The organism is Microcystis sp. M53598_WE2, from assembly GCF_030067735.1.
Taxonomy (GTDB): Bacteria; Cyanobacteriota; Cyanobacteriia; order Cyanobacteriales; family Microcystaceae; genus Microcystis; species Microcystis aeruginosa.
The window spans coordinates 1-1,275 of sequence record NZ_JASJFE010000996.1 but is presented as its reverse complement, the minus strand read 5'-3'; the positions used below and the strand labels follow the sequence as shown (position 1 = coordinate 1,275).

Here is a 1,275-nt window from a genome sequence, read left to right as displayed (position 1 = left end):
TCATTTTGCCGAAGAATTAAAAACTTTAGGATGGTCTGTCACCTACGAATTTGCTGAAGATTTTGAACCTATTTTATCTGCTTGGATTGAACGATTAGGTATTAAAGAATTACAGATTATGATGCCTAATGATTTACCTTTTCTTAGATTAATCAAAAATCTTAATTTAGACTGTGCTATAACCCTAATTGATAATAATCACTTTCTCTGGACAAGGACAGATTTTAATAATTGGGCTAAATCTCGTAAAAGACTATTACTAGAGGATTTCTATCGAGAAAGTCGCAAAAAATGGCAGATTTTAATGGAGAATAATCAACCCATAGGAGGACAATGGAACTTTGATAAACAAAACCGCAAACCGCCCAAGGATGGATTAAAAACTGCTGCTCCTCTTTGGTTTGAACCCGATGAAATTACTCTTCAGGTTATCGCTGATGTGGAAGCTTTAGATATTCCTAAATATGGAAAAATCAAACCTTTTCGCTGGGCAGTAACCCGCCGACAAGCTTTACAAGTCTTGGAGCATTTTATTACTAATTGTCTGCCCAACTTTGGACCCTACCAAGATGCGATGATAACGGGAGAAGAAACCCTCTGGCATTCCCTATTATCTCCCTATCTTAATCTAGGATTACTAACGCCGTTGGAAGTGATTCAATCGGCAGAAATTGCCTATAAAAAAGATAATTTAGCCCTAAATAGCATCGAAGGATTTATCCGTCAGGTGTTGGGATGGCGGGAATATATGCAGGGAATTTATCATTATCTGGGAGAAGATTACGCTAATCTCAATTGGTTTGAGCATCAACAACCCTTACCGGCTTTCTTTTGGGATAGTAATCAAACCGAGATGAATTGCCTCAAACAAGTATTATCACAGGTGGAAAATACTGGTTATGCCCATCATATTCAAAGATTAATGATTTTGAGCAATTTTGCCTTAATTTTTGGTTGCTCTCCCCAAGAGATTGAAAACTGGTTTCATAGTGTTTTTATCGATGCCTACGATTGGGTAATGCAGACTAATGTGTTGGGAATGGGACAATTTGCCGATGGGGGAATTCTCGCTTCCAAACCCTACGCCGCCTCGGCCAACTATATTGATAAAATGAGTGATTATTGTCGGGGTTGTCTGTATAAAAAAAATGAACGAGTCGGGGAGTTTGCCTGTCCTTTTAACTTTCTTTACTGGGATTTTTTGGCACGACATCGAGAAAAATTAAAATCCCAAGGTCGAGTTAATATGATTTTAGGTCATCTCGATCGAATGTC

1 protein-coding gene is annotated in these 1,275 nt (G+C 38.0%); it reads left to right on the top strand.

Annotated elements, in window-relative coordinates:
- Positions 1 to 1,275 (top strand): cryptochrome/photolyase family protein (locus PX636_RS20385; RefSeq protein ID WP_288118548.1); only part of this gene is annotated, 1,275 nt, incomplete at both ends.